The following is a 22,775-nucleotide window of genomic DNA, read 5'->3' on the forward strand; positions in this document are numbered from 1 at the left end:
ACCTAGACGCCGTTGAACTTGTCAGGCTGATGGGAGCCGCAACTCCGCGTGAAGGCCTCCATTTCTGCCATTGGATAGTTCGACAGAGCCGCCGTGCAGTGTGGCGAGATCGCGGACGATTGCGAGTCCGAGCCCGCTTCCCGGTTTGGCCTCGTCGAGCCGCTCGCCTGGGGCGAACGCGCGGTTTAGTGCATCAGCCGGGATGCCTGGCCCGTCATCAACGATCGTAATAAGGAGCTGCCCCGTCGGGGTATCGCGCGTAGCCTTGATCGAGACAACACCACGAGCCCACTTGCAGGCATTATCGACCAGGTTGGCGACCATCTCGTCAAGGTCGTTGGGATCGACGGCGGCAAGCAATTCCGTCTCGGCTGTATGGACGATCGTCAGCTCACGATGAGCATAGAGCCGCCGCATCGCCGCGGCTATTGATGCGAAGGCAGGTTCGACCTGCGTGATGACGCCAGGCAGGCCGGCGTTGGCTGCGGCACGGGCTCGGGCAAGCTGGAAATCAATCTGGCGCTGCATCCGCCCTGTTTGCTGAGTCAGGACCGCGGCGCCCTCGGTATCACCTCTCGCGAGCAGCCGGCGCGCTTCGTCCGTCAGCACGGCCAATGGTGTCTTCAGGCCATGCGCGAGATTGCCCGCCTGCGTGCGGGCGCGGCGAACCATCTGGGTATTGGCGTCGATCAGAGCGTTGAGATCATCGACCAGCGGCCGAACTTCGGACGGGAAGTCACCAGGCAGGGTTTCTGCTTTGCCCGCGCGAATGTCGCCCAGCGCGTCGCGCAGACGGCGCATGGGACGCAGACCAAACCAGGCCTGCAACGTGCCGGCCCCAATTAGGGCTATTGCCAGTGTGCCGAGTGACAGGGCCAGCGCCTGATTAAAATGTCTCAGTACATCATCGACGATCCGCTGGTCGGCGCCAATTTGAAGCACGTAACCGTTTTCAGCGGTCTGCCACGGTCGCTCATATGCGATCATCGGCTCACCAGCCGGGCCAGCTTCGACTGAGCGAGTAAGCTGCCGATCCGCCCCCCGCGCGGGTGGCGGAAAACGCCGTTGCGGTTCGAGGGAGGCTGATTGTAGGACGATGCCGTTGCGATCGCTCACCTGCCAGTAATAGCCAGTCCCGGGCTGCGCGAAGCGCGGATCACTGAGCCTTTGTGCCAGAGCGACATGTCCGTCGGCCGTGCGGGCCAACAGACCTTCGAGCTCGTCGAGATGACCGATCAGCTCGGCATTGACAAGCTCCGTGACGTGCGCCCGGAACAGCGCGGAAATCGAAACGCCAGCGACAGCGATACCTGTCACGGTCGTGAGAATAACGCCAACCAGCAGCCGGGCGCGCAGACTTCTGACCATCAGCCGAACCTGTAGCCCAGACCGCGCAGGGTCCTGATGGTATCGCGGCCGATTTTGCGTCGCAGCCGACCGACATAGACCTCGATCGTATTCGAGCTGCGTTCCTCATTCAGGCCGTAGAGATGGTCGAGCAACTCGGCTTGCGTCACGACGCGGCCGACGCGATGCAGGAAGAGGTGGAGCAGGCGAAATTCCTGTGCCGTCAATTCGATCGGCTGGCCCGCAACATTGGCGGTGCCGGCAACGGGGTCAAGCACGATATCTCCGTGGCGCAATTCGGAGGTGGCTTGGCCCGCGACGCGCCGCATCAGCGCGCGCAGGCGAGCTGCGACTTCGTCGACGTGAAACGGCTTCGCCACATAGTCATCAGCCCCTGCATTGAGACCTTCCACCTTCTCAGTCCAGCTGCTGCGCGCCGTCAGGATCAGGACCGGTGTGGCGGCCCCGGTACGTCGCAACCTCCGTAAGACCTCGATGCCTGACAGGCCGGGTAAACCGAGATCGAGAACGATCGCGTCGAATTCTTCTTGCAGCGCGAAGGAAAGGGCGTGCTCACCATCTTCCACATGCTCAACGACAAAGCCAAAGCTGGCCAACCCTTCCTTCAGGCGGGCGCCAATGTCCTGATCGTCTTCGACAAGAAGAATGCGAATGGTCATGTCTCCTGATTGCTGCAGTCCGATACTGGATCAACCTGCATTTACGCTGACAGCTTGTGTTCAGACTAGCGTGGCAATCAGGCGTCTAGAAGTCAGTGTTGAGACTCGTGCCAATGTTAAAATTGCTCCTGATAATCGTTCGCATATCAACAATTATCTTGGTGACCCCAGCCTTCGCTCAGCAGGCCGCCGTGCTGTCGATTGATGCACTTGCCAATTCCGTCGTGGCAAGTAACCCCGAACGACGCTTTTATTTCCAGCAGATCGGGCTTGCAGGTGTTGAGCGCGACGCGGCTGATCGCCTGCCGGACCCTGAAGCTGCATTCGAGTTAGGCGAACGCCGGATGGCCGACGGCCTGACAGGTGCACCGAAAGGCGCCGGGCCGACATATGGCTTGTCGATTATGCAGCCGCTCGACTTTGCCGGACGCGGGGCGCTCCGTCGCGCCATCGCCGAGCATCAGATCGCGCTGGCGCGGCTCGGTCTTGCGCAATTCGACGCAACGCTCGCAAGCCGGGCACGCTCTTTGGGATATGCCTTGTTCGCGGCCGAGCGGAAAGCCGCCGCGGCACGCGACGTTGCCGCGCGGATGCGCGAGCTTGCACGCGTTGTGGAGCAGCGGGATCCGGCGGGCATCGCCACCACGCTGGACACGGCCATTCTGGATGCGGGTGCCATCACGGCGGAGCGAAATGCCGCGATGGCTGATTCCGAGACCAGCACGATCGTCTACGAACTGAATCAACTTCGCGGCGCGCCGCTCAAAGCGCGGCTCCGCATTGCTCCGCCCGATATCACGCTGCCCGGCCTTCCGTCGGTCGAGCGCATGGCGCAACAAGCTGGCATCAACAATTTCGAGATTCAGTCGCTGCGCGCGCAATTGCAGCAGCAAGGGTTGCGCGTTGACCTCGCACAAGCAGCGCGTGTGCCGAACGTCTCAGTCGGTCCCTACTTCAATCGCGCGAAGTCAGACAGCCGCGAGACCAATTTCGGCATACGGCTGACGACGACGTTGCCGCTTTGGAATAGCCAGGCTGCTGGCCTCGCACAGGAGTTGAGCCGTCAATCCCAGGGCGATGCGGCCCTGCTCGCCGCCAACCGACGGATCGCGAGGCAGGTTTACGAACAGGCAGCCTACTACGAGGCGAAGCGTCGAGCCCTTGCGGGCTGGCCAGCCGGGGCCACCGAGAAATTTGCGGCCGCAGCTACCGCCGCCGCCGATAGTTATCGCCAGGGAGCGATCCCGATCGCAACTTACGTCGAGATGCAGCGCCAGTATCTGGACGCGCTGTCGGCTCTGCTCGACACGCGACGTGAGGCTATGGAAGCGATGCTTCAACTTCGGGCGCTCAATGGCGGCCGCAGCTTCGACGGCGTGTCCCGATGACGCGGCGGATTCTGGAATGGACAACCGGTCGACCAGCCACGGTGATGATCATCGCTTTGCTGATCGCTGGTCTTGGAATCTGGTCTTTCGTGAATCTGCAAATCGATGTCATTCCCGACATCACAGGCGTGCAGGTGCAGATCAACACGACTGTTCCTGCCCTGGCGCCAGAGGAAATCGAGCGTCTTGTGACGCTGCCCATCGAGCGCAGCATGGGTGGTCAGCCGGGCCTGCGGGAAATGCGATCGCTCACCAAGACCGGACTGTCACAGGTCACGCTCATCTATCAGGACGGCACGGACCAGCTTCGCGCACGCCAATTCGTCAACGAGCGGCTTTCCGCAGTGCGCGACATGCTGCCAGCCGGATCATCGCCGCGCCTCGCTCCGATCACCACCGGGCTTGGCGAAATCTGGTACTACACACTCGAATGGGCGCAACCGCCGTCCGATTTGGACGAGCGGCAACAACTGATGGAGTTGTTCGAGGCTCAGGAATATATCGTGCGCCCGATGCTGCGCGCGATCGAGGGGGTCGCCGACGTCAATTCCAACGGCGGCCTCGAACGTCAGTTTGTCATCGAGCCTGATCTGAAGAAGCTCACGACAGCGGGCATCACGCCGAGCGAGCTTGCCCAGGCTGTTGGCGCCAACGTCGCCAATGCCGGCGGCGGGACCATCACCAAGAACGGCCAACGCTTCACCGTCCGAACCGAAGCGCGTGTCACGACGGCGGAGATGATCCGCGCATTACCCGTGAAATTCGCAGGTGGCGTGCGGCCGCTGACTGTAGCGGATCTGGCGACCGTGACCATCGGCCATGCTCCACGCGATGGCGCCGCGACCACCAACGGCAAGGAAACCGTGCTCGGCACAGTGATGATGCTGGTCGGGCAGAACAGCCGGGACGTTGCCCGGCGCGTCGATGCGCAATTGCCGAACCTGCGCGCCGCGCTGCCCAAAGGCATGATCCTTCAGGTTCAGTACGATCGTTCAGAATTGGTGGATCGCACCATCGCGACGGTCGAGCGCAACCTTGGCGAGGGAGCGTTGCTGGTCGCCGTCGTATTGCTGATCGTGGTCGGCAACTGGCGCGCGGCATTTATCGTCGCGTCGGTCATCCCGCTGGCCTTTCTCATGATGATCTCGGGCATGCATGCGCTCGGTATATCGGGCAATCTGATGAGCCTCGGCGCGCTCGACTTCGGCCTGGTCGTAGATGGCGCGATCGTCGTCGTGGAAAACACATTGCGTCTGATGGGCGAGGCACAGCGCCTCAAGGGGCGCGAGCTGACGGCCGATGAACGCCGTCGCATCGTCATCAACGCTGCGGGGGGCGTGGCGCGGCCCGTGTTCTTCGGCATGGCCATCATCGCGCTGGTTTATGTGCCGGTACTCAGCCTGGGCGGCGTCGAGGGGAAGCTGTTTCAGCCGATGGCGCAAGCCGTGATGCTGGCGCTGGCAGCGGCGCTGATCGTTACCTTTACGCTAGTGCCGGCGCTGTGCGCCCGGCTGCTACGAGGCGAGAAGGTGCGTCAGCCGAGCGTCAGTGAAAAGGAAGATTCTCTCCCGGAGATAACCGCCGACAACCACATCACGCATAACGGTGGCTTCGCCGGCCTCGTGATCCGGGGCTACCGTCCCGTCCTGGACTTCGCCCTCCGTCATCCCGCTGCCCTTCTCGTTCCATCGGCAGTCCTGTTGGCCGTGGCATTGAGGATATTCCTGACCCTTGGCTCGCAGTTTACGCCACGCCTCGATGAGGGCTCCATCACGGCGATGGTCTACAAGCCCGTGGGGATGTCGCTCGACCGTAGCCTTGAGATCGAGCAGCAAACCGAGCGTGAAATTTTGCGTCGCTTTCCGCAAGTGACCCGAACCTTCTCCCGCATCGGCACCAGCGCGGTTGCGACCGACCCGATGCCGCCGAATGAGAACGACCTCTACATCTTCTACAAGCCGCTCGACCAATGGCCGCAAGGTCCGGACATGCCGCGCAACAAGAGCGAGCTGGTTGCGGCGATCGAAAAGGCTGCCACTGCGCTGGCGCCGGAGCAGTCATTCCTTTTCGCGCAGCCTATCGAGATGCGCTTCAACGAAATGTTGGAGGGCACGCGGGCGGATCTGTCGGTCAAGATATTCGGAGACGACTACGACGTGCTTGAGCGGCTCGCCGCGCAGGCGCGAGAGGAATTGCAAGGCGTGCCCGGCACCGCCAATGCCGCATTCGAAGCGGCCAGCCGCACCCACAGTGTGGTGGTCGAGATCAATCACGACGCGATGGTGCGGTTGGGGCTGGGAACCGCCGAGGTCAACCGTGCCATTGCGTCAGCGATCGGTGGGGACGAGGTCGGCTTCATCGCGGACGGAGAGCATCGACACGCGATCGTCGTTCGTATGCCCGAGTCCTTACGCGCGGACACAAAATCGATCCTCTCCCTTCCATTGCGCGTCGGCGCGTCCGGCCTTGTGCCGCTGGACCGCGTTGCAAGTCTGCGCGAGATGAGAACGGTCGAACCGATCCTGCACGACAATGGTAAGCGCCGCGCCGCCTTGATGGTCAATCTCAACACCAGCGACATCGAAGGTTATGTGACCGCAGCGCGTGCACGCCTCGACGGCAAGCTTGCGCTGCCTGAATCCTATCGCATCGAGTTCGGAGGCCAGTTCCGTCAGCTAGAAGCGGCCCGAGCCCGTCTGATGATCGTCGTGCCGGCGGCGCTGCTGATGATCTTCTTGCTCGTTTATTCGGCGTTGGGGAGCGTCCGTCATGCCGCCGTCGTCTATACCGGTATTCCGTTTGCGATCACCGGTGGCGTGCTGGCACTCTGGCTACGTGACATGCCATTCTCGATCACCGCCGCGATCGGCTTTATCGCGGTCTCCGGCATCGCGATGCTGAATGGTCTCGTTCTGATCGATCATATCAATGCGTTGCGGCGGAAGCTGCCTGTTATCGAGGCAGTCCGGCAAGCCGCCACGGATCGGCTCCGTCCGGTATTGTCGACCGCCATGGTCGCGGGAATCGGCTTCGTACCGATGGCGATTTCACAGGGCGCGGGAGCGGAGGTGCAACGACCGCTCGCCACTGTCGTCATCGGCGGCGTCCTGTCGTCCACCGTTCTGACGCTGCTGCTGTTGCCGGCGATCTACCGATGGATGGAGCGCCGCTCCGCAGCCGTCGTCGAACGAGAGAAACAGCCGTTGGAAGTGGAGGTTTCAGCATGAAAAGATCGAATCGGCTCCGTGACGTGGCAATCTTAGCCGCTATGACGTCACTTTTCTTTGTCTCGCCGGCCCTCTCGCTCGCAAGTTCTCCTGTCCATGACAATCAACCCAGTCCTTTCTACGTGCAAAACCTGCCGGCGGAAGTGCGGGCAGGCCTTCAAAAATACAGGAAGGTATGTGGCGATGAATTGACAACAACGCGTGGCTTCAGCCGCTTCATTGACGTTGGGAACGTTCGTCTCATCGCTCTTCATCTTCATGAACTCAGATGTGGCGACCGCCTTACGTTTTGTAGCAGCGGAAAATGCCTCCATCAGGTCTACATGTCGCACCACGGACGATATCATCTGGTGATGAGTGTCAGGGCAAATGAAGTCACGTTGAGAGGCCTGGACAACACTCCGGCGATTGAAGTTGAATGCGGCTTTGGACTACAGCGTATGTGGCGATGGAACGGTAGGCGTTTCATCGGAAGATAGCATCATTGATCAGCCTGACCGGCCAAGTTTCCAGATCGATCTCGAAGGCAAGGCGCCTTTTCCTATGTGCTCAGCGCCGCGTTACAAAGCCTTAGAAATGTAATTCAGGACCATGTTCCATGCGAGCCCTTCATAAAGAGAACCATCTGATCGAACGAATAGGTTGGCTTCGCGCAGCGGTGCTAGGCGCCAATGACGGGCTGATTTCAACATCGAGTCTGATCGTCGGTGTTGCCGCCGCGACCGCCGCTTCCCACGAAATTCTGGTTGCTGGCGTAGCGGGGCTCGTCGCCGGAGCAATGTCGATGGCTGCAGGCGAATATGTGTCGGTCAGTTCCCAGGCCGATACGGAAGAAGCCGACATGGCGCGTGAGCGCCGCGAACTTGCCACGCAACCTGAAGCGGAGCTGGCCGAACTCGCCGCGATCTACGAGCAGCGTGGTGTAACGCCCGAACTGGCGCGACAGGTCGCCGAGCAGATGATGGCAAAGGACGCCTTCGGGGCCCATGCGCGGGATGAACTCGGACTGACCAGTCATGTGATGGCGAAGCCAGTTCAAGCGGCTTTCACTTCGGCGGTCACCTTCGCATCTGGCGCGACTTTGCCGCTGGCCGTCGCTCTCCTGTCGCCGGCCTGGACCGCCACCTGGACCGTCTCCATTGCCTGCCTCATCGGACTTGGCGTTCTCGGAGCGATCGGCGCTCGCGCTGGCGGCGCCAGCATATGGAAACCCACTCTTCGGGTCGTGTTTTGGGGAGCAGTCGCCATGGCCTCAACTGCGACCATTGGTGCCCTCATCGGTCGAGCCGTCTAGTTCGCGGAGCTCTCTATTTTTTAATCGATTTTGCACTCGATATTTGCATCGCTGCAGAATGGGATTTTCTGCGATGTATTCCAGCGGTACCCAATCACACATGCCGCGGACTTCAGGACTAGGAGAGAGCCACTGCGTACGCGGCCCAGATTTGGAAAGAGCTAGTCATTTCCTCATAGACCCGGGAGAAGCAAAATACCGGATACCTTGTACTTGGTCCGATATCAGCTCCGCGTTCGGTTCGGCGCACCCGTTTGGGTGGGGCTATTGGCGGCAGCCGGCGAACGCTGAAAGATGAGAGGATCACGATGCCCCAAAATAAATTAATCGCAGATTCAATCACATATGCGTTCGCACTTTTATCCAGTACGGCGCGCCATTCTCCTTGTGAGATTGGCTCTTTCCCCCACACATTGTCCTTGTTATTTCTGTAGCCTGCCGTCCGGCCATATCAGCCGTCACGCCTGCAGCGCCGTGCGCGCGGCCAGTATCTCGGGCCAGCGCCTTTACACTCGCCCTTGAAAGTGAAGGCGCGTTCTAGCTTTGTGTCAATCGAACGCCACGCCGATGCGCGTAGCGCTCCGCCAGACTATTCGACACTGTGAGCAAGCGCCGCCAGGTTCTATTTTCAGCTCGAAGGCATCCGGAATGTTCAGGGCAGCAGGAACTTCGAGACAGGCGCCTGTGTCCGACAAGTTTCGGACGACGCAACTTATCACGGACGATCGCTGATTGAGAATGATCTTCCCCGTCAACAGCGTGCGGCGACGGCGAGTGGTGCGACGCTCCGTCATAACCAATACCAAACGACGCCGCAGGCGGTTGTCGCTGCCCCGCGTCTCGCCTCGACGGCCACCTTCGCGATTCCCGTATCGCGTGGCAGGTTATTGGCGAGTATTTTGAAGACGAGAGCCCCCGGCATAGCGCACTCGCAATACTTCAACGTAGAAACACCATCCGCGCGGTTTGGCCGAGCAGGACAAAGGCCAAAGATTCGTCCCAGTAGCTCAAGACTCCCAATCTGAATCGTTGGTGGTTCATGAGGGCCAAGGCACAGCTGATAGCCGCGCTCATAAACAGCATCATCGTAAGCGCTTTCCCGAATCCCCAGGGCAGCGGGCTTTGAGCACCGGCAAAGATCAGCACGATCAAAAGTTTGAGAGAAAGGCGACGGAGCACAAAGCGCGAGTCCGACGTCATTTTCGGCTCGGCTGCATAACGACGTCGTATCCGCGAAGAGGCAGTACGAAAGAGACACTGCGATAAACGCAATGTCGGTCGGGCAAAGGCATCCAAGCCCGTGCGGCGAAACCGAAACGCCGCTTTCAGAAAGGTTAAGGACAACGAATAAAGCAATCGCCGAAGACGAGGGCTTCGCGCGACGATGCGCTCGACAAGAACCATATCGATACCCACACTAGACCTCGGATCGAAATAAATCAGAGCGATCACATCGCTAGTGAAGTCGACGCGCCCGTGTCCGGTGAGTCTAAGCGGCTTGATATTGCGCAGGTAGTTATCGCCGAAGACCTTACAATATACGATGGTATATCCCGGATATTGTTTTGTATATCGGATCAACCCCGCAAGACACTGTCACTCAAGGAATGACGGTGATATCCAGCCAATGTCATCTAGCGGCTCCAACCCGCTGCCGACGCATGAGGATCAACGAGCAATGCCAAGCGACAGTAGTCGAGCAAGCGTGCCGCTCAGGTCGTTCTCGCGAGTCTGAATCATCAGTCTCGCCTGTGACGGCCGAGCGGCTCGTCACGGAGGTGAGACATGACTCTCCAATTTTTTACTCTGCCGGCTTCGCTCCGCGTTTCGCGGATCGCCTCGCCGAAACGCAATCCCGCATTCGCCGACCCGCGATGCGAGCGTGACCGTCCTTTCACGAAGTCTCCCCGCACGAACCGGACTCGACTGGTCGCGGCGTGGCGTGTCAATGGCGAGACCGGTCGGCTCGAATGCATCTGGATGCTTGACGCCGAACCAGACACGGGCGGCGGGTTGCGCCGATTGATCGAGCGCGCCGGACTCCTTCTTGCAGTTTACCAGCATGGTCGCTTTGCGGCGTGAGGCGTGTGATGCATTCCCTCACGCTGCATAAGGCCAGCACGGCGATGGTTCTGGTGTCCGCCGGCCTGGACGGGCTTCACCCCCGCCGGGGCGGCAATCCGTACTCGCGCAGAATCGCACGGTCGCGCGAAGGTGCGGACCCTCCCTGGTGAAGAGCGGCTGCGCTGCTCAAGCGCGGTCCGAATGCCGAGCGTCGTGAAGATGCATCGGTTTCATTATCCCCTCAGCCGACCAAGACCCCAAGCGCCGAAGACCGTGCCGAGAGGCGCATGGTCTCGGCGCTTGCGGCAGGAGATTCATCCAATGAATGCCCCCATCCTCAAGGCGGCTCTCAAGCCGCGCGGAAAAGACGAACGCAAGCTGTCGATGAAGGCGGTCCGTGAAGCCCAGAATGGGTTGGATGACACCTTCGAAAACGTCAAAGGCGACCGCAACGGCCTGATTGCCCGAGATGCGATCGAACGGCTGGCAAAAGACGGCCCCAATGAGGTTGCGCAAGAGCGACGCCTGCCAGCGGTTGTTCAGTTTTTTGGCGCTTTCAAGAATCCGTTCATTGCAGTGCTGCTGATCCTGGCTGGGATCAGCGCTGTAACGGACATCTGGCTTCGGCTTCAACATGGCGAGGATGCGGATCCGACAAAAGTCACCATCATCATCGTGATGGTGCTTGCCAGCGCCTTGATGCGCTTCGTTCAGGAGTACCGATCGAGCGCTGCGGCCGAAGCTCTGAAGGCGATGGTCCGCACGACGGCGACGGTTCTTCGTCGAGGATCGGCAACGTCAAATCCCGAAGCATTCGAAATCCCGATGCGAGAGATCGTCGCCGGCGACATCGTGCGTCTTTCAGCAGGGGATATGATCCCGGCAGACGTGAGGCTGATCGAATCCCGCGATCTGTTTGTGAGCCAGGCAGTGCTCACCGGTGAGGCCATCCCTGTTGAGAAGTATGACACGCTCGGGTCTGTCGCCGAGAAGTCCGCGGCGAGCGTAGCGTCCAGCGAAATGAACGCGCTCGACATGCCCAACGTCTGCTTCATGGGCACCAACGTCGTGAGCGGCACGGCGACCGCGCTTGTCGTTGCCACGGGTGCTCGCACCTATTTCGGATCGTTAGCCAAGGCGATCGTCGGATCGCGCGCTCAAACGGCGTTCGATCGCGGCATCAACAGTGTGAGCTGGCTGCTCATCCGCTTCATGCTCGTCATGGTTCCTGTCGTCTTTGTCATCAACGGCCTGACCAAAGGCGACTGGGTGGAAGCGCTGTTGTTCGGCCTTGCCGTCGCCGTCGGACTTACCCCCGAAATGCTGCCGATGATCGTTTCCTCGAACCTCGCGAAGGGCGCCGTAGCGATGGCGCGGCGCAAAGTCGTCGTGAAGCGACTCAACGCCATTCAGAACTTCGGCGCGATGGATGTTCTCTGCACGGACAAGACCGGCACGCTGACTCAGGACAAGATCATTCTGGAGCACCACGTCGACGTTACCGGGCAACCCAACGCTGACGTTCTCCGGTTGGGCTGGTTGAACAGCTACCACCAGAGCGGCGTGAAGAACCTGATGGATCAGGCCGTCGTGCGATTCGCCGGGGCGGAGCCAGCCATCACGAACACGGCCGCGAGCTACCGAAAAGTCGATGAACTTCCGTTCGACTTCGTGCGCCGCCGACTCTCAGTGGTCGTCGAGGGCGAGGACGGAGATCACTTGCTCATCTGCAAGGGCGCGGTTGAGGAGATGCTGTCGATCTCTACGCACGTCAGAAGAGGCAAAGATCTGATCCGCCTTGGTGACGTTGAGCGCAAGAATCTGGCTGCGATGGCTCGGGCGTACAACGAGGACGGATTCCGTGTGCTGGTCGTCGCCACCCGAGGGTTTGTGGCGTCCGAGGCCAAGACGCATTATGCCATCGCGGACGAAGCCGATCTCACGATTCAGGGGTTCCTTACTTTTCTCGACCCGCCAAAGGAGACGGCTGGACCAGCAATCGCTGCGCTCGCGGAGCATGGCGTCAAGGTCAAGGTTCTTACGGGCGACAATGCGGTCGTGAGTGCCAAGATCTGCCGTGAAGTAGGACTTGAACCGGGCCAAGCCGTACTCGGGCGCGACATAGAAAAATTGGACGACACCGCGCTTCGCGTTTTGGTCGAGGAGCGGACGATCTTCGCGAAGCTCACTCCGCTCCAGAAGTCGCGTGTATTGCAGGCGCTTCAGGCTAACGGTCATACCGTCGGATTTCTCGGTGACGGCATCAATGACGCCCCGGCGCTGCGCGATGCCGATGTCGGCATTTCCGTCGATAGCGGCGCCGATATTGCGAAGGAGTCGGCCGATATCATCCTGCTCGAGAAGAGCCTGATGGTTCTTGAGGAGGGTGTGCTGAAGGGGCGCGAAACCTTCGGCAACATCATGAAATACCTCAACATGACCGCCAGCTCGAACTTCGGAAACGTGTTTTCAGTGCTGGTGGCGAGCGCATTCATTCCGTTCCTGCCGATGCTGTCGATCCATTTGCTCGTGCAAAACCTGATGTACGACATTTCCCAATTGGCGCTGCCTTGGGATCACATGGACAAGGAGTTTCTCAGCAAACCGCGGAAGTGGGATGCCAAGAATATCGGTCGTTTCATGATCTGGATCGGGCCGACGTCCTCGATCTTCGACATCACGACGTTCGCTCTGATGTGGTTCGTCTTTGCCGCCAATAGCCCGGAGCATCAATCGCTCTTTCAGTCGGGCTGGTTCATCGAGGGCCTGCTTTCTCAAACGCTCGTGGTCCATATGCTGCGTACCCAGAAGATTCCCTTCGTCAACAGCACAGCGGCTTTGCCGGTCTTGCTGATGTCGAGCGTCATCTGCGTACTGGGGATCTATTTGCCGTTCTCTCCGCTGGGAGCAGCCATCGGATTGCAGCCCCTGCCTATCGCCTACTTCCCGTGGCTGGCCGGAACGCTGCTCTGCTACTGCCTCGTCGCTCAACTGATGAAGACCGTCTACATCCGCCGGTTCGGACAATGGTTCTGACGGCCAAGCGCATGAGAGGTCCTGATCATGTCCACATCACCGTTGATCCTGAGATTTGCGCCGCCGCAGGCTGGAGACTGCCCGCGACAAGGGCCGCCACCGCCGAGGCGACAAGCGCCGCGTCCGCCCCACAATCGCGAGCCGGGCGATGCCAGGTCGTCGCTTCGGAATCGGTTGGACAGACGTTTGTGTTGGGCTTTGGCGGTTTTGGCGATGTTCGTGACGCATGCGGCCGTTCACCTTGCTCGTCGCCGTCTGCTGGACGGTTTCAAGCTCAGATTCCTGCTGCGTTGCGGCGCACGGTTGAACAGAGCGGCGATATCGCGAATGCGGCGTTGCCGCTGGTGAGCCACACAAGCGCAAAACGATCGCTTGCATGGAACCAAAGCACGAGGCCCGGACCTGAACCGGACTTCGATCAGCAAGGAGCTTCAAATGGACGACCCATCTAGTCGCGGCGCGACCAACAACTCGCGCCGCTTGAATTCACGAGAAAACTAGGAGGGCAGCTCGCGGCTATTGGCGCCGGGCGCTCTCGCAACCCGACGCCAGGAGTAGCCCATGACTTATTTTACGACCCACGGACTTCCCAATTTCACTATCACCACCGGACTGAAGGTTTTCAGGCGTCGTCGGGTTCTTTTTTGCCGACTGATGGTGATCGCTTTCTACTTGCTGGCGCTCGGTCTTGTAGCGGTTCTTCAGGTAACCAAAGCGCACGCGCAAGAACTTCAAACGACTCCCGGCCATCCGGATGCGGCACGGCTCAACACTAGTGGACCGCAACCCATCCTGGCGATGCCAACGAAGGCACCGGGGGCCTCGCGTGACAATAAGGTGGAATCGGGCGGGCCCGACTGGTCGGGCGTCTATTTTGGCGGACACACCGGTTTCGGGGCTGGCAGCCTTGGCCCGGGAACGAACCCCGTCTTGAATCAGTCCGTTGGCCTGCCGCCTACGGTGACAGGAATGATCGGCGGCTTTCAGGGAGGCTACAACTTTCAGGCCAGCGATCGTTGGGTGCTCGGCGCGGAAGCCGATGTCACTTTTGTGAGCCCGCCCGATGAGACGCGACGGATACCGGCTCCCTTCAACACATCCCTGGATGTCGTGGGGACGGTGCGTGGCAGGATCGGCTATGCTTTTGGCCCATTCCTCCCCTATGCAACGGGAGGCCTCGCTTGGACACGAACGAACGTCGACATCAATGGCGATGACGGCAGCGTTTTGTCAAAACTGGGGCGCTGGCACGCTGGGTGGACGGCAGGCGCAGGTGTCGAAATGGCCTTGGGCGGACCATGGACGGCACGCGTCCAGTACGACTACCTCGATCTGGCTTCCTCGACCTATCGACTCGATGGTGCCGGACTGCGCGATGTGTCCGTCCGCCCCCGAACCCAGAGGTTCACGCTTGGCCTGAACTACCGACTGGGCGATGTGGCCTCGACACTCCCAAGACCACCGGCAACTGTCGAAATGTCGCCGGACTGGAATATTCATGGCCAGACCACATTCATCGCCCAAGGCTATCCCGCGATTCGTTCCCCCTACGCTTCCAGCGCCAGCCTGCCCGGTGGTGGGCAAGTTCGTGAGACGTGGACCGCGGACGCATTTCTTGGCGTGAGGCTTTGGGACGGTGGTGCGTTCTATTTCAATCCCGAGCTAGCCCAAGGCTTCGGGCTGAACGGGACGCTCGGACTCGCAGGCTTTCCAAATGGAGAAGCGCAAAAAGGCGGCGCTGAATTTCCGAAATTTCGGCCACAGCGCTACTATCTTCAGCAGACATTCGGTCTTGGTGGCGAGCAGGAGGATGTCGCAGACGGCCCCCTGCAACTGGCGGGGCGACGCGATATCGATCGCGTCACTGTCACGGTTGGTCGTTTCGCGGTTGGCGATTTCTTCGACGCGAATGCCTATGCCAAGGATCCGCGCGCGGATTTCATGAATTGGGCAATCTGGTCGTCGGGGGCCTATGACTTCCCCGCCGACCTTCCCGGCATGACGCGCGGTGCGGTCATCGAGCTGAATCGTAAGGATTGGGCTGTGCGAGCCGGGGCCTTCCAAGTGCCCAGGGAGCCGAACAGTGATGTTTTGGTCTTCAATGGGGGCGGCGGTGGCGCCGTCGAGTTCGAGGAACGGCACAGCCTGTTCGGGCAGCCGGGTAAGGTTCGGATCGGCGCTTTCATCAACCGTGGTTACACCGGCGCGTATCGCGACGCTATCAACCTCGCGCAAGCGAGCCCTCAAACAGATATCAACGATGCGATGACGGCCCTGCGCCGCAATCAGAATAAGTATGGCTTTTATGGAAATATCGAACAGGCTTTGACAGCTGACCTCGGGCTTTTCGCCCGTGCAAGCTGGAACGACGGCCGCACCGAAATCCTCTCCTTCACGGACATCGACCGCAGCATTTCCGGTGGTTTCTCCCTAAAGGGTTCTGCATGGGGACGGCCTGCGGACACGATCGGAGTCGGTGCTGCGGTCAACGGCCTCTCGAGTGCACATCGTAACTTCCTCGCCGCCGGAGGCACGGGGTTGCTGATCGGTGATGGGAGACTGCGCTACGGCCACGAGTCGATCGTCGAGGCGTATTACGCCTTGCGGGTCAACGGCTGGAGCACCGTCACCTTCGACTATCAGTTTGTTGCAAACCCCGCCTACAACGCCGACCGCGGACCAGCCTCGATTCTGTCGCTTCGCGCCCACGCCGAATTCTGACAGCGAGTGGAGTGGCAATTCCAGCAATAGCGCGGGCTTGCGCCTCGGGAGGGCGCGACCGACGCAACGAGATGGGAACACATTCAGATGGATTGGCAAAGCCTTGGCCACACCGCACTCACGCTCGGGGGCGCATTCCTTCTTGGCGGCTTGATCGGCTTCGAACGGCAATGGCGCCAGCGCCTGGCCGGGCTGCGAACCAATACCCTCGTCGCGCTCGGCGCGGCCATCTTCGTCCTCTTTGCCGGGCTGTTCCCCGGCGAGGCGAGCCCGACGCGCGTTGCGGCCCAGATTGTTTCCGGCATCGGCTTTATGGGCGCCGGCATCATCTTCAAGGAAGGGTTGAATGTGCGCGGGCTCAACACCGCCGCGACGCTGTGGTGCTCCGCCGCGATCGGCGCGCTGTGTGGGGCCGGATTTTTCTTTCATGCATTGATTGCGACGACGTTCGTCATCGCCGTCAACGCAGTTCTGCGCCCGCTCGTGCGCCTCGTTGAGCGCCAGTCATTCGCCGCAAGCCCGTTGGACAGCGCATATGCGATCAGCATCATCTGCCATGGAGAGGCTGAGGCGCATGTTCGGGCGCTTCTTCTTCGCGATCTCGCCGGTGCGCTGCACATCCGCGACCTCGAAAGCACGAATATCGAGGACACAAACCGAGTCCAGGTGAGCGCGACAGTGCGAGCCGACACTCGGCAGGATCGCCTTTTGGAACAGATTATCGGTCGTCTCAGTCTGGAGCCGCTGGTAACATCTGCTCGGTGGCGGTTCGAGCCAGGCGAGTGACCGAGAAGCAATAGTTATCTAGGTACACGGCGGAGTAGATTCTCCAGGGAAGAATATTGAAAGTAGGTAAGTTGATCGAGAAGGTGAACAATGCTCAAGATCGCCAATGATATACGTCCCGGATCGGCGCTGACGTTGATCGCGATGGGCGTTGCGATGGCCGGCATTTTTATCGCCGATACGGTCACGGACTACGCCATCGCAGCGGCCGTATTCTACACAGCGGTCATTCTCGTTGCGACACGCATCTTGTCTGGCACGGCTGTAGTGGCCCTCGCTTGCATTTGTGTCGCGCTGACCCTGATCAGTTTTTTCTTGACCCACTCCGGTGCGTATGAGGTCGGCATCGTCAATACCGGGATTAGTATCGTTGCGATCGGCGTTACAACCTATCTCAGTTTAAGGATGGTGGCTGCGAAGGCCGAGGCGCTGGAGGCGCGCGATCGGCTTTTGCGAATTGCGCGGGTCACGACGCTCGGTCAACTGTCGGCGTCGATCGCGCACGAAGTCAACCAGCCCCTGGCTGCCGTCGTCGCCAGCGGCGGCGCGTGCACCCGATGGCTTGCCCAGGAGCCGCCAAATCTCGACAAGGCCCGCCTCGCGCTCGACCGCATCGTCAGCGATGCCAACCGGGCAAGCCAGGTCATCGCGCGCATTCGCGCCCTTTCGAAGGGCGAGGCGCCGCGCCGACAACCATTCGACCTCAGGGAAGCTGTCATGGAAATCGCGACCTTGTCGCGCGGCGAGATCGAGCGTGGCGGCGTCGCCTTGCAACTGGACCTGCATGACGGCCTACCTCGCGTTTTTGCCGATCGGGTCCAGATCCAGCAGGTCATCAGCAATCTCGTCCTCAATGCGACCGAGGCGATGTCGGACCGCGCATTGCCCGAGCGTCGTCTGCGAATTGCCGCCTCGCAGGATGGACGGGATGCGATCGTTCTCGCGGTGGCCGATTCCGGCACCGGTCTGGCGCCGGGAGCTCGTGAGCACCTCTTTGACGCCTTCTGGACGACGAAAGAGGGAGGCATGGGTCTTGGCCTTACCATCAGTCAGACGATCGTTGAAGCGAATGGCGGACAGATTTCCGCGGCTCCAGTCCCTGGAGGCGGGACCGTATTTGAGGTGCGCCTGCCGCGCCACATGGAGGCAGCCTGATGAAAAATGAACCGACGGCGGATTCGCGGCCGCAGCCCATCGTCTATGTCATCGATGACGATCGGTCCGTTCGCGCCGCGCTCGAAGATTTGCTCGCATCCGTTGGGCTACAGGTGCGCTCGTATAGCTCGGTTGCCGAATTTCTGGAAAGCTCCATGCCGGACGCGCCCGGCTGCCTGCTGCTCGATGTGAGAATGCCCGGACAAAGCGGGATCGATTTTCATCGGCAAATGCCTGAATACGGCATTCATCTGCCGACGATATTCATCACGGGACATGGGGACATCACGATGGGCGTGAACGCCATCAAGAATGGCGCCTTCGAGTTCTTGACCAAGCCGTTTCGCGACCAAGACCTGCTGGATGCTATCCAACAAGCGATCGAAAAAGACCGGCGAAGGCGCGAGAGCGAAGCGCGTTCGCTGGATTTGAATGCGCGTTGGGAGACATTGACGCCCGGCGAACGAGACGTTTTCAAGCTCGTTGTAAAGGGCCTCCTCAATAAACAAATCGCCGCCGACCTGAATGTTAGCGAGATCACGGTGAAGGTTCGCCGTAGCCATCTCATGCAGAAGATGCAGGCCAAGACGATTATTGACCTTGTTAGAATGTCGGACAGTTTGAGCGTTTGAATCTCGACTGAGAGGAGAGCCCCTGCACCGCGAACTGGTGCGCGATCTGCGCGGGCGTGCCACCCCCCCCCTTTCAGAACACGGTATATTTCGAAGATACGTTGGTATATCGAATCTATATAAGATCATCGGCCAATGAGCGTCTGTAGCCGTCTATTCTAGGGTGAGAATCGGGAGGTCTTGCCTTAGCTGCGGTCGGGGCGCGATGGTCGTGGTAGATGGTGCTTACAGAGCGATGCTCGCAACGAGCGGACGATGGACCGTCGCGAGGCCAGGAATCATTTCGAATAGATCTCGGTCGCAATTGACCGATGCTTGAATTCCGCCAGATCCGGTATTTTCTTGCGGCGGCCGAATATGGCAGCTTCCGAAAGGCGGCCTTGGCCTTGGGAATACAGGAATCGGCGATCAGCCGTCGCGTTCGCGATCTCGAAGACGAACTCGGCGCTTCCCTATTTCAGAGGCACAACGGCGGCGTCTGCCTGACGTTGGCAGGACAGCAGTTTGTGCGTCGAGCACGCAAACCACTTCAACAGATCGACTGCGGCGCGAAGGATGTGGCCGCCATAGGTCGCTCCGAGCGGGGGCATATCAAGGTCGGCATCTTTTCGTCGCTCGCGTCTGGATTCCTGTCCGATCTGCTGGGAGCCTACGGCAAGGAGCATGCAAGTGTACGGGTCGAATTTTTTGACGGCGATCCTGCGGATCACGTTGCCTCGATCCGGCGACTTCAACTCGATGTGGCTTTTATCACGGGAACCACACAGTGGTCGGACTGTGAAACAGAGCAACTTTGGTCCGAGCGAGTATTCGCCGTACTTCCCAGCGATCATCCTCTCTCTGAGAAATCGGAGCTTGGCTGGCGTGATCTTGTGGACGAGAGATTCATTGTAAGTGACGGTGCCCCTGGATCGGAAATTCACGACTATTTGGTTCAACGCCTCGCCGATCTTGGGCGTCACCCAGAAATCGATACCCAATACGTCGGGAGGGACAATCTCCTGTCGCTTGTGGCGATCGGCCAAGGCGTCACGGTCATGAGCGAGGCCGGGACGGCGGCTCAGTTTCCGGGAACTGCCTATCGGCAGCTTGCCGGCGAGGTTCTGCCGTTCTGCGCGGTGTGGTCGCCGCGGAATGATAACCCGGCCTGGCGCCGCCTCCTCAGTCTTGCGCGTTCAATGTCGCGCTCGGCTGCCGCCACAATCATTCAGACGGTTTCGGCAGTTCTTTTGACTTCCTCGCTTTCGCAAATCCCCGATCCGTGGCTATGAACCGCTCCAGCATCGGAGCGATGAGGCGAACGGGATCGGCCGGCGGTTGCCTCGCTTCGCGGCCGAGAATTTCTGCGTAGGCCGTTAGGTCGCGATGCAGGCTTGCCGGTAACTCCACCGTGACCTTCACCGGTTTGTCGTCGACGATCGCTCCCAATTTCAGCTTGGTCATGTCAGCCTCCGTAGGGTTCGAGAACGAGATCGCGGGTGACGATGACGCGGACGGGCAAGCCTGGCCGGATGGTGAGGGTCGGTGCGATGTTGAGCTGGCGCTGGACGATCTGCTGGCCGGTTTGACTGACGCTATTGGAGGCACCCTGTCGCAGCGCCCGCACAATATCGCTGTCCTGGCCAGACGAGCCCGCCTCCGCACCGATGCTCAGAATCGTGGAAAGTGCAGCGGCCTTGAACAGTTCGCCCCAGTGATAGTCGACGCCATCCTCAAGGCCCGCATAGCCCTCGGCGTCCGCACCAGGCTGACGCTCCAGAACGATGGAGCGGCCATTGGGGAAGATCAGCCGGTTCCAGACGAGAAGTATGCGCCTCTGACCGAAGCCGACGCCACTGTCATACTGGCCGATAACGCGCGTGCCCTGTGGCACAAGCAGGATCTTGCCGGTCGGGCTGTCATAGATGTTCTCCGTCACCTGTGCGGTGATCTGACCCGGCAGGTCGGAGCGGATGCCGGTGATGAGCGCGGCCGCGATGACGGCGCCGGCCTGCAGGACGTTCTTCGACGCTGGCGCGGCAACGCGATCCGGCGAGACAGTGCGCTTGTCGGGCGTCTGATTGAGGAATGCGAGCTGACGATCCTGCGCGGAGGGTGTCGCTGGCTGCGGCGCAAGGCCGAGGCTGGCGAGATCGGCCGACGGCGTGGCGGTCGCAGTCGGCTGTGTCGAAGCTCCAGCCGTAGCGGGCCGAGTCTCGGTGGATGCGAACAGCCGTGCGGTCCGAGCCGCCTCCAGTTCCTGCGCCCGGCGCTGTTCCTCGGGGCTCGGTCCCGTCGGACCTGATGCCGGTGCGCCGATCGGCGGCACTGTGCCACCGTTCTGCGCGTTGAGGATCGGGCGACCGAGGTCGCCGGGCAGCGGCGGGCCGAGCTTCGGGACGCCGGAATAATCCTTCGGCAATCCAGCCAGACCGTCCGGTGTCGAGCGGTTGTCCGTAGAGTAAAGCTCCTGACCCTGGCCGCTGTGACGAGTCTGGAGCGCATAGATCAGCGCCCCACCGACACCGAGGCTTGCCGCAAGACCCAGACCGGCCAGCACCTTGCGGGACAGGCGGGTCACACGCGGCGGCTCGGCGCGCAGCCGCATGGTCGCGGCCGGCTCGCCGGTCAGCGGCCGAGCGTCGTCGTCGGTCGGCTGAGGCTGGGGCGCCGAACCGGGCGTCCGGCCTTCCTCCTTTTCGGGATCGCGTTCGTCGCTCACGATGCCGGCCTCCCGTCGGTGCGGGAGATGCGGACACGCTTCTGGTTCTTGCCCGCGCCGAACCGCAGTTCGGCGGCGGCGAACAGTCGATCGACGATCATGTAGTTGCCGCGCACGCGATAGTTCACCAGCTCGGAGGTGTCGCCCTCCGGTCCGACCACGAACAAGGGCGGCATCTCGCCCTGTCCGATGCCGCGGGGGAATTCGATGAACACCTGCTTGCCGTCATCGAAGGCGCGCAGCGGCCGCCACGGTGCGCGGTCGCCGGTCACCTCGTAGCGGAAATTGACACGGGCGAGATCGATGCCGCCCGACACCGGCTGCGCGGCCTCGGCTTGGCTGTTCTGGCGGCGCAGCGCGATGAGCTGGTCCTGCGGATATTGCCAAGACACCGATGCCATATAGGTCGATGGCGTCGCGCGCAGCTCCATGTGATAGGTGCGCCGGTCGGTGTTGATGACGAGATTGGTCATCAGCTCGGCCCGCGTTGGCTTCACGAGGATATGGACCTGCTTGGCCGCGCCAACGCCGCTCTCGGTATCGCCGATGATCCAGCGCACTGTGTCGCCAGCGGCGACAGGACCGGAGCCGACGAGCTGCTCGCCGGGCTGAAGCGCGATGTCGGTGATCTGCCCCGGCGAGGCGTAGACCTGATAGAGCGCGCCATCGACGAAGGGATAGACCTGCATCGAGTTGATGAAGCCGTTGCGGACGGGCTGGACGCGCGCTGCGGCATTGGCCTGGTTGACGCGCGCGGCGGGATCGGACGGTTCCGGCTCGGGCTTGCCGTCCTTGCCGATGGGCTTCAACTGACCAGGCAGCGGGAGCGGTTTGGGAAGCTCCACCACCCGGACGGGCGCTGGCGGATCGGAGGTCTGCACAGCCGGCACCGCATTGTCGTAGGAAATCTCCGGCGGCGGGGTGTGAGTGGCGCACCCTGCCAGCGCCGAACCGGCGAGCAAGATTCCCGGCAAAGCGGATTTGCGGAAAACCGGAACTACGTGGATGAGCAAAGCCGGGAGCCCTGCACTCCAAGGGGCGGCTTTGCGGAGTGCGGGCGTCATTGTCCAAGCTCCTTCGACCAGTTGATGGCGTTGATGTAGATTCCGAGTGGGTTCTTCCGCAGCGTGTCGGCGTCGCGTGGGGGCTGCACGACGACGGTGAGGATCGCGGACCAGCGTTCGGTGGAGGCCAGTGAGCCGTCCTGATAGCGTCGCTCGATCCAGGCGATGCGGAAGCTCGACGGCGAGGCGCGGATCACCGACGACACTTCGATCGCGATCTGCTGCTTGCCGACCTTGGTGAAGGGGTCGTTGGCGCGCGCATAATCGTTCAGCGCGAGCGCGCCACCCTGTGTCGTGAAGTCGTAGGCGCGCAGCCAGTTCTGCCGCACGATGATGGCGTCGGACGGGATCGAGCGGACCTGCTCGATGAAGCGCGCGAGGTAGAAGGCGATTTGCGGATCGTTTGGCTGATAGTCGGCGGTCGCCGGCGCGATCGCCTGCGCCTGGCCGAGCCGGTCGACCTGCACTACCCAAGGCACGATCGAGCCGTTGGCGGACTGCCAGACCAGCGCGGCCGAAAGGCCGCCCGCGAGGGCCAATGATCCGAAGGCCATGTAGCGCCAGTTACGGGCCTGCACGCGGGCGGAGCCGATGCGATCGTCCCAGACCTGAGCGGCGCGCTGATAGGGAGTCTCGGGCTGAGGGGCTTTGCCGTAGTGGGTGGATGGTCGCTTGAACAT

General features: G+C 61.0%; 17 protein-coding genes. 9 read left to right on the plus strand and 8 right to left on the minus strand.

Translation table 11 applies throughout. The annotated features are described in order from the left end of the window. Window positions 1–21: 21 nt before the first annotated feature. Both HMPREF9695_RS19190 and HMPREF9695_RS19195 read right to left on the minus strand, forming a co-directional pair. Window positions 22–1,317: a sensor histidine kinase gene (locus tag HMPREF9695_RS19190; RefSeq protein ID WP_157223979.1), complete on the minus strand. Its 1,296-nt coding sequence runs from the start codon at window positions 1,315–1,317 to the stop codon at window positions 22–24. A gap of 50 nt (window positions 1,318–1,367) precedes the next feature. After that, complete coding sequence (locus HMPREF9695_RS19195) at window positions 1,368–2,021, minus strand: response regulator transcription factor (protein WP_024343199.1); 654 nt, start codon at window positions 2,019–2,021, stop codon at window positions 1,368–1,370. 167 nt (window positions 2,022–2,188) lie between these two features. Between HMPREF9695_RS19195 and HMPREF9695_RS19200 the strand changes: the two genes are divergently transcribed. From HMPREF9695_RS19200 to HMPREF9695_RS19215, 3 genes are all read left to right on the plus strand, one after another. Next, window positions 2,189–3,415, plus strand: a complete 1,227-nt coding sequence (locus HMPREF9695_RS19200; RefSeq protein ID WP_223806706.1) for a TolC family protein — start codon at window positions 2,189–2,191, stop codon at window positions 3,413–3,415. Continuing rightward, complete coding sequence (locus HMPREF9695_RS19205; RefSeq protein WP_006022564.1) at window positions 3,412–6,642, plus strand: efflux RND transporter permease subunit; 3,231 nt, start codon at window positions 3,412–3,414, stop codon at window positions 6,640–6,642. The genes HMPREF9695_RS19200 and HMPREF9695_RS19205 overlap by 4 nt, the downstream gene beginning before the upstream one ends. Window positions 6,643–7,240: 598 nt before the next feature. Then, entirely contained in the window at window positions 7,241–7,936 is a 696-nt protein-coding gene (locus HMPREF9695_RS19215; RefSeq protein ID WP_006022566.1) for a VIT1/CCC1 transporter family protein, read from the plus strand. Window positions 7,937–8,484: 548 nt separating this feature from the next. Here HMPREF9695_RS19215 and HMPREF9695_RS27200 read toward each other — a convergent pair. Together HMPREF9695_RS27200 and HMPREF9695_RS19220 are read right to left on the minus strand one after the other, a co-directional pair. Continuing rightward, entirely contained in the window at window positions 8,485–8,730 is a 246-nt protein-coding gene (locus tag HMPREF9695_RS27200) for a PilZ domain-containing protein (RefSeq protein WP_080655009.1), read from the minus strand. A gap of 145 nt (window positions 8,731–8,875) precedes the next feature. Beyond that, window positions 8,876–9,352, minus strand: a complete 477-nt coding sequence (locus HMPREF9695_RS19220) for a hypothetical protein (RefSeq protein WP_124810153.1) — start codon at window positions 9,350–9,352, stop codon at window positions 8,876–8,878. A gap of 969 nt (window positions 9,353–10,321) precedes the next feature. Between HMPREF9695_RS19220 and mgtA the strand changes: the two genes are divergently transcribed. The 6 genes from mgtA (at window position 10,322) to HMPREF9695_RS19255 (ending at window position 19,601) form a co-directional block, all read left to right on the plus strand. Continuing rightward, the gene (mgtA, locus tag HMPREF9695_RS19230; RefSeq protein ID WP_006022571.1) at window positions 10,322–13,036 is read left to right on the plus strand and encodes a magnesium-translocating P-type ATPase; all 2,715 of its coding nucleotides are present in this window, start codon (window positions 10,322–10,324) and stop codon (window positions 13,034–13,036) included. A gap of 561 nt (window positions 13,037–13,597) precedes the next feature. Beyond that, the gene (locus tag HMPREF9695_RS19235) at window positions 13,598–15,757 is read left to right on the plus strand and encodes a carbohydrate porin (RefSeq protein ID WP_006022572.1); all 2,160 of its coding nucleotides are present in this window, start codon (window positions 13,598–13,600) and stop codon (window positions 15,755–15,757) included. A gap of 87 nt (window positions 15,758–15,844) precedes the next feature. Then, window positions 15,845–16,543 carry an MgtC/SapB family protein gene (locus HMPREF9695_RS19240; protein WP_006022573.1) on the plus strand — a complete coding sequence of 233 codons (699 nt, stop codon included), beginning with the start codon at window positions 15,845–15,847 and terminating at the stop codon, window positions 16,541–16,543. A gap of 90 nt (window positions 16,544–16,633) precedes the next feature. Beyond that, complete coding sequence (locus HMPREF9695_RS19245) at window positions 16,634–17,698, plus strand: sensor histidine kinase (protein WP_006022574.1); 1,065 nt, start codon at window positions 16,634–16,636, stop codon at window positions 17,696–17,698. Then, window positions 17,698–18,330, plus strand: a complete 633-nt coding sequence (locus HMPREF9695_RS19250) for a response regulator transcription factor (RefSeq protein ID WP_006022575.1) — start codon at window positions 17,698–17,700, stop codon at window positions 18,328–18,330. The genes HMPREF9695_RS19245 and HMPREF9695_RS19250 overlap by 1 nt, the downstream gene beginning before the upstream one ends. Before the next feature lie 311 nt (window positions 18,331–18,641). Then, entirely contained in the window at window positions 18,642–19,601 is a 960-nt protein-coding gene (locus HMPREF9695_RS19255; RefSeq protein ID WP_006022576.1) for a LysR family transcriptional regulator, read from the plus strand. Here the strand turns inward: HMPREF9695_RS19255 and HMPREF9695_RS25930 are convergent. The 4 genes from HMPREF9695_RS25930 to trbF are packed head-to-tail and all read right to left on the minus strand — an operon-like array spanning window position 19,534 to window position 22,775. Further along, window positions 19,534–19,773, minus strand: coding sequence for a DUF2274 domain-containing protein (locus tag HMPREF9695_RS25930; protein WP_006022577.1), 240 nt, complete (start codon window positions 19,771–19,773; stop codon window positions 19,534–19,536). The two genes, HMPREF9695_RS19255 and HMPREF9695_RS25930, sit on opposite strands and share 68 nt — an antisense overlap. 1 nt (window position 19,774) lies before the next feature. Further along, the gene (locus HMPREF9695_RS19260) at window positions 19,775–21,031 is read right to left on the minus strand and encodes a TraB/TrbI/VirB10 family type IV secretion system protein (RefSeq protein WP_006022578.1); all 1,257 of its coding nucleotides are present in this window, start codon (window positions 21,029–21,031) and stop codon (window positions 19,775–19,777) included. After that, a complete protein-coding gene (gene trbG / locus HMPREF9695_RS19265) occupies window positions 21,028–22,095 on the minus strand; it encodes a P-type conjugative transfer protein TrbG (RefSeq protein WP_006022579.1) in 1,068 nt (355 codons plus the stop codon). The genes HMPREF9695_RS19260 and trbG overlap by 4 nt, the downstream gene beginning before the upstream one ends. Beyond that, the gene (trbF, locus tag HMPREF9695_RS19270) at window positions 22,092–22,775 is read right to left on the minus strand and encodes a conjugal transfer protein TrbF (RefSeq protein ID WP_006022580.1); all 684 of its coding nucleotides are present in this window, start codon (window positions 22,773–22,775) and stop codon (window positions 22,092–22,094) included. The genes trbG and trbF overlap by 4 nt, the downstream gene beginning before the upstream one ends.

Origin of the sequence: Afipia broomeae ATCC 49717 (assembly GCF_000314675.2) — a bacterium.
In the GTDB taxonomy this organism is placed as follows: Bacteria; Pseudomonadota; Alphaproteobacteria; order Rhizobiales; family Xanthobacteraceae; genus Afipia; species Afipia broomeae.

Coding starts and splice junctions, on each gene's coding strand:
- HMPREF9695_RS19205 (WP_006022564.1), top strand. CDS start 3,412: ATGACGCGGCGGATTCTGGAATGGACAACCGGTCGACCAGCCACGGTG.
- HMPREF9695_RS19215 (WP_006022566.1), top strand. CDS start 7,241: ATGCGAGCCCTTCATAAAGAGAACCATCTGATCGAACGAATAGGTTGG.
- HMPREF9695_RS27200 (WP_080655009.1), bottom strand. CDS start 8,730: ATGACGGAGCGTCGCACCACTCGCCGTCGCCGCACGCTGTTGACGGGG.
- mgtA (WP_006022571.1), top strand. CDS start 10,322: ATGAATGCCCCCATCCTCAAGGCGGCTCTCAAGCCGCGCGGAAAAGAC.
- HMPREF9695_RS19235 (WP_006022572.1), top strand. CDS start 13,598: ATGACTTATTTTACGACCCACGGACTTCCCAATTTCACTATCACCACC.
- HMPREF9695_RS19240 (WP_006022573.1), top strand. CDS start 15,845: ATGGATTGGCAAAGCCTTGGCCACACCGCACTCACGCTCGGGGGCGCA.
- HMPREF9695_RS19245 (WP_006022574.1), top strand. CDS start 16,634: ATGCTCAAGATCGCCAATGATATACGTCCCGGATCGGCGCTGACGTTG.
- HMPREF9695_RS19250 (WP_006022575.1), top strand. CDS start 17,698: ATGAAAAATGAACCGACGGCGGATTCGCGGCCGCAGCCCATCGTCTAT.
- HMPREF9695_RS19255 (WP_006022576.1), top strand. CDS start 18,642: ATGCTTGAATTCCGCCAGATCCGGTATTTTCTTGCGGCGGCCGAATAT.
- HMPREF9695_RS25930 (WP_006022577.1), bottom strand. CDS start 19,773: ATGACCAAGCTGAAATTGGGAGCGATCGTCGACGACAAACCGGTGAAG.
- trbG (WP_006022579.1), bottom strand. CDS start 22,095: ATGACGCCCGCACTCCGCAAAGCCGCCCCTTGGAGTGCAGGGCTCCCG.
- trbF (WP_006022580.1), bottom strand. CDS start 22,775: ATGTTCAAGCGACCATCCACCCACTACGGCAAAGCCCCTCAGCCCGAG.